We start from the raw sequence: 6,000 nt of genomic DNA, 5'->3' as shown, positions 1-6,000 counted from the left end.
CCCCCCCCCCCCCCCCCCCCCCCCCCCCCCCCCCCCCCCCCCCCCCCCCCACCCCGCCCCCCCCCCCCCCCCCCCCCCCCCCCCCCCCCCCGCCGTCCGTCATGGCGCGCCGGTCACTCCGCCAGCTTGCGGTTGATCACCTCGAAGACCTCTGCCACGGATGCGGGCATGTTCATCTCGTGGTGCGTGGCGTGTACGTCGTGCACCTCGATGGAACCGGTGACGTACGGCCGCCACAGGTGCGCGTACTGCTCGTCCTGCAGCGTCGCGCTGAAGAACAGCACGTCACCCCGGTAGACCGGCGACTCGAAACCCATCATGAGGTTCGAGTTGTTGGCCAGCACCTTGGACATGGTGTCCAGGAACTCCTGCCGGTTGTCGGTGCCGATGTACTGGCCGAAGAAGTCCTCGAGCTCCGCCCGGTACTCCGCCAGGGTCTTGTTGGCGTGGATCTCCGTCCACCCGTGTCCCCCGGGCTGGGAGTCCAGGATGGCCACGAGGGCGATCTCGTGCCCGAGCCGGTCCAGCGCGTCCGCGACGGCCTGTACGACGGTGCCGCCGTAGGACCAGCCGACCAGGTGGAAGGGCCCCTCCGGCTGGATCTTCAGCATCTCGGCGACGTAGTCGTCGACCATCTCCGCCACGGATCCCACCAGCGAGTCGACCCCGTCGGAGCCGCGGGACTGCAGGGCGTACGCCTTGCGGTCCTGCACGTGCGTCACGAAGCTGAAGTACGCCCAGCCCAGCCCGCCTCCCCCGTGGAAGAACCACATGGGCTCCTTGCCCGTGCCGGGATCGCCGTTCAGCGGCAGTACGACCGCGAACGGGTCGTCGTTGTCCATGGGGGTGCCGATGAGCACCAGCGAGGCCAGCTCGGCCACCGTGGGGAACTTGATGATCGTCCTGATGGGGATCTCGACGTCGAACTCCTTGCGGATGCGGACGCTGAGCCGGGTGGCCAGCAGCGAGTGCCCGCCGTGCGTGAAGAAGTTGTCGTGGATGCCGACCTTCTCCCGGCCGAGGAGCTCGGCGAAGAGGGCGCACAGCTTCTCTTCGTGGGCGTCGCGCGGCTCCTGGCCGGCCACGGCGGCCGTGTGCTCCGCGGGCAGCGCGCGCCGGTCGAGCTTCCCGTTCGGGGTCAGTGGAATCTCCGGCAGCGGGATCACCGCGGAAGGCACCATGTAGTCGGGCAGCTTCCCGCCCAGGTACGTGGTCAGCTCGGCGAGCAGCGCACCGGCCGAGTCGTCGTGGTCCTGGCGCCCCTCCGCCGCCGGCACCACGTATCCCACGATGCGCTTGTCGCCCTCGCGGTCCTCGCGTACGACGACCACCGCCTGCGCGACTCCGGGATGCCCGGCCAGCACGTTCTCGACCTCTCCCAGCTCGATCCGGAAGCCCCGGACCTTCACCTGGTGGTCGGTTCGCGCGATGTACTCCAGCCGGCCGTCCCTGTCCCACCGCACCAGGTCCCCGGTGCGGTACATCCGCGCACCGGCGGGCCCGAACGGACACGCCACGAACCGCTCCGCGGTCAGCTCCGGGCGGCCCTGGTACCCGCGGGCCACCCCGTCACCGGCGATGTACAGATCGCCCTGCACCCCGCGCGGGACCGGTCGCATCCGCGGGTCGAGCACGTACACCCGGGTGTTCCCGATCGGCGTCCCGATGGGCGGCGCACCGGCCCCCGCCTTCACGGGCGCCATGGTCGACCACGTCGTCGTCTCGGTGGGGCCGTACCAGTTGCCCACTTCGGCGGCCTGCTCCGCCAGCGTCTCGGCGAGCCGGGCCGGCACGGCCTCGGCGCCGGTGATGATCCGCAGGCCCTGCGCGGCGTTCGGCTCGTGCGTCAGCAGCATCTGCCAGAACGCGGGCGTGGCCTGCACCACGGTGACCTGGTGGCGGCGTATCAGCGCCATCACGGCCGACGGGTCGGTGACGGTGTCCTTCTTCGCCATGACCATGGTCGCGCCCGCAACGAACGGGAGGTACAGCTCGGTGTTCGCCATGTCGAACGACACCGTCGTGCTGAAGAGCATCCGGTCCGCCGGCGACAGCGGGAACCGGCGCTGCGTCGAGGCGATGAAGTTCGCCAGCGCGCCGCGCGGGACCGCGACCCCCTTCGGGGTGCCCGTCGACCCGGACGTGTAGATCACGTACTGGGTGTTCTCGGGGCGGACGAACACCTCGGGTGCCTCGTCCGGATACGGCGAGCAGTCCGCGCCGGCCAGCGTCTCGGCGTCGAGCACGAGGACCGGATCGACCTGATCGAGGATGAAGTCGGTCCGGGAGCGCGGGTGGTCCGGGTCGAGGGGGACGTAGGCTCCGCCGGCCTTCAGGACCGCCAGCAGCGCCACCATCAGGTTCACGGTCCGGGGCAGAAGGACGGCGACCAGCGATTCGGCCCGCACGCCGCGGTCGGCCAGCCAGTGCGCCAGCCTGTTGGACCGCGTGTCCAGCTCCCGGTAGGTGAGCGACTCGTCCTCGCCGATGACGGCGAGTGCCTCGGGTCTCTGCGCGCACTGTCTTCGCACGGCGTCCACCAGGCCCTGCTCCAGGACCGGCTCGGCGGTGGCGTTGACCTCCTCCAGCAGCCGCTCCCGCTCCCCCGCGATCAGCACGTCGATGTCCCCGACGCATACGCCCGGGTCGGCGACCAGCTGCTCCAGGACACGCGCGAACCGGGCCGCCATGGCCTCGACCGTGTCCCGGTCGAACAGCTGGGTGACGTACTGGATGTCGCCCCGCAGCGCACCCGACTCGTCCAGGGCCATGCTGAAGAACAGGTCGACCATGGCCTTCGTGGTGAGGGCCTGGACGAACTCCACCTCGAGCCCGGGGAAGTCGAGGACCGGCTTCGCGAAGTTCTGCCAGCCGCACATGACCTGGAACAGCGGCCGGTACGCCGTGGAGCGGTCGGGGTTGATCGCCTCGACCAGCACGTCGAACGGCACGTCCTGGTGCTCGTAGGCCGCCAGCGCCTTGTTCCGCACCTGGGCGAGCACGTCGGCGAACGAGGGGTTCCCGGAGAGGTCCACGCGCAGGACCAGGTTGTTGACGAAGCACCCGACCAGATCGGCCAGCGCTTCGTCGGTCCGCCCGGCGATCGGGGTGCCGACCTGTACGTCGTCCCCGCCGCCCAGCTTGCTCAGCAGCACCGCCAGCGCGGCGTGCATGACCATCGACATGGTCGTTCCGCGCTCGGCGGCCAGCTTCTCCAGCCCGGCCGCCACCTCAGGCTCCACGCCGAAGCCGACCGTGTCGCCGTGCGTCGTCGCTTCGACGGACCGCGGGCGGTCCAGCGGCAGGTCCAGCGGCTGCGGCACCCCGTCCAGTTCGTCGCGCCAGTACGCGATCTGCGCGGCGCCGAGACTGTCCGGGTCGGCGAGGTCGCCGAGCACCTCGCGCTGCCACATCGTGTAGTGCTGGTACTGCACGGGCAGCGGCTCCCACTGCGGCGCCCCGCCGTCCCGGCGGGCGGCGTAGGCGGCGGCCAGGTCCCGTGCCAGCGGGGCGCCCGAGCTGCCGTCCGTCGCGATGTGGTGGACGACCAGGACCAGGACGTGTTCCTCGGGCGAGCAGCGCAACAGGGTGGCCCGGAACGGGATTTCGGCCGCCAGGTCGAAGCCGTGCGCGACGGCCTCGTCGATCGCGCCGGCCACGCCTTCGGGCGCCACGTCGACCACCGGCAGCCCCGTCTGCGCCGACGCCTCGGCCGTCGGCAGGATCCGCTGGTGGGGTTCGCCTTCGTCGTCGGTCACGTACGTGGTGCGCAGGACCTCGTGCCGGTCGACCACGTCGCCGATCGCCGCGGCGAGGGCGTCCTGGTCCAGGGGGCCGGTCAGCCGCAGCGCCGAGGGCATGTTCCAGGTCTCCCCGCCCTCCAGTTGGTGCATGTACCAGTAGCGCCGTTGCGAGAATGACAGCGGAACCATTGCTTCACTCCTTGAGGATCGTCTGGCTCAGGCCTCAGGGGACGCGGAGCAGCCGATTCCTCCGCCCACGCAGCCACCTGTGGCAGGTCGAAGAACTGCGGGTTTCCCACCCCCCGGCTCGGCGAAGGCGCAGCCGATCAGCCGGGTGGGGAGCGGAAAAGACCCGCATGGTGCCAAACATGAAGCCGCCCCGGCGACACGCGGTCAGCCGAGGCAGCTCGGGAGGGGACTCTGACCAGCTGGTACGAGCTGGTCGGGGTCACGCTCTCTTCTTGAACGTCGAGACCGCCCACACGTAGCCGAGGACGGCGATCCCGACGCACCAGGCGACGGCCGCGATGGCGTCGCCGCTGGAGGGGTTGCCCGCGAGCAGCCCGCGCAGCGTCTCGATGATCGGGGTGAAGGGCTGGTACTCGGCGAACTGCCGGATGCCGACCCCCATCGTCTCCGCCGGCACGAACGCGCTGCTCAGGAACGGCAGCATGATGAGCGGCACGGCGCCCAGGCCCGCGGACTCCGCGGTCTTGGCGGCCAGCCCCATGGCGACCGTGAGCCAGCCGGCCGCGATGCTGAGCAGGACGATGATGCCGATCACGCCGAGCCAGTCGACGGCGCTCGCCTTGGGGTCGAAGCCCATCAGGAAGGCCACGCCGACGATGGCCGCGCAGCCCACCAGGGCGCGCACGGCGGTGATGACGACGTGCCCGGTCAGCATGGCGCCGCGGGAGACGTCCATGACCTTGAACCGGTTGATGATGCCCTTGGTCATGTCGGAGTTCACGGCCGTCGCGGTGGCTCCCAGGCCGTAGCTGATGGCCATCACGAGCAGACCGGGCGTCGCGTAGTCGATGTAGTCGTCGCCGACGCTGAACGCGCCGCCGAACACCTTGACGAACATCAGCATGATCACGATGGGGAACAGGACCGCGTTGAACATCGTGATGGGGTTGCGCACGTTGTGCTTGATGTTGCGGCGCAACATGATCGACGAATCGGCCAACGGCGTCGAGGCAGTGCTCACTGCGCGATCGCCTCCTTGCTCATGTGCTCGGCGTGCGTGGGGTCGGTCAGGGCGAGGAAGACGTCGTCGAGGTCCGGTCGCTGCACCGAGAACTCCTGGGCGTCGAGCGAGTGCGCGTCGAGCTGGTCCAGCATGACCCGCAGCGACCTCGTCTCGCCGTCGCTGGCCACCCGCAGGGTCAGCTCCTCGTCGTCCCGCGTGGACCCGGTCAGGAGGCGTGCCGCCGCGTCGAGTTCGTAGAGGTCGGAGAAACGGAACCGGATGTGGGTGCCGGGGATCTGGCGCTTGAGCTCCTCGGGGGTGCCCTGGGCGACCAGGCGGCCCCCGTTGAGCACCGCGATCTGGTCGGCGAGCTGGTCGGCTTCCTCGAGGTACTGGGTGGTGAGGAAGATGGTGGTGCCCTCGGCGACGAGCTCGCGGACGATCCCCCACATCGTGCGCCGACTGCGCGGGTCGAGACCCGTCGTCGGCTCGTCGAGGAAGATGATCTCCGGGTTGCCGACCAGCGTCATCGCCAGGTCGAGCTTGCGGCGCATGCCGCCGGAGTAGGTCGAGGACATCTTGTCCGCCGACTCCACCAGGTCGAAGCGCTCCAGCAGCTGCGTGACCACCTTGTCGCCGCCCCGCACCCGCTTCAGGTCCGTCATCAGCTGCAGGTTCTCGCGGCCGGACAGCAGGTCGTCCACCGCGGCGAACTGACCGGTCACGCCGATGGCCGCGCGCGCCTGCTTGGTCGCGGTCGCCACGTCGTGCCCGGCGACCCGCACCGTACCGGCGTCGGCCTTCATCAGCGTCGTGAGGACGTTGACCGTCGTCGTCTTGCCGGCCCCGTTCGGGCCGAGCAGGGAGAAGATCGATCCTGCGGCGACATCGAAATCGATGCCGTCGAGGACGACCTTGTCGCCATATGCCTTGCGCAGCCCTGAAACTGCAATCGCTGAACTTCTCATTCCTCCACTTTCCTCTCCGGGCCTGTCACGCACCTGTCACCTCCCTGACACGGCGTTCGACAAGATCGCCCGGGCCAGAGGACCGCTCATTTCCATC

The 6,000-nt window shown here is 70.0% G+C and carries 3 protein-coding genes; all 3 read right to left on the bottom strand.

Annotated features, from left to right (window positions below):
• Positions 1-113 precede the first annotated feature (113 nt).
• Positions 114-3,932, bottom strand: a complete 3,819-nt coding sequence (locus tag ACZ49B_RS36205; protein ID WP_468314791.1) for a non-ribosomal peptide synthetase — start codon at positions 3,930-3,932, stop codon at positions 114-116.
• 259 nt (positions 3,933-4,191) lie between these two features.
• A complete protein-coding gene (locus ACZ49B_RS36200; protein WP_468314788.1) occupies positions 4,192-4,953 on the bottom strand; it encodes an ABC transporter permease in 762 nt (253 codons plus the stop codon).
• Complete coding sequence (locus ACZ49B_RS36195; RefSeq protein WP_468314785.1) at positions 4,950-5,903, bottom strand: ATP-binding cassette domain-containing protein; 954 nt, start codon at positions 5,901-5,903, stop codon at positions 4,950-4,952. Before ACZ49B_RS36195 ends, ACZ49B_RS36200 begins: the two co-directional genes overlap by 4 nt.
• Positions 5,904-6,000: the final 97 nt, after the last annotated feature.

This window comes from Streptomyces sp. NPDC031132 (genome assembly GCF_055570595.1).
Note: the sequence above shows the minus strand (reverse complement) of the source record. Positions and strands in the feature narration are given on the sequence as shown.

Bases quoted from the DNA above. Each gene is read 5' to 3' on its own strand.
- ACZ49B_RS36205 (WP_468314791.1), bottom strand. From the start codon at position 3,932: ATGGTTCCGCTGTCATTCTCGCAACGGCGCTACTGGTACATGCACCAA.
- ACZ49B_RS36195 (WP_468314785.1), bottom strand. From the start codon at position 5,903: ATGAGAAGTTCAGCGATTGCAGTTTCAGGGCTGCGCAAGGCATATGGC.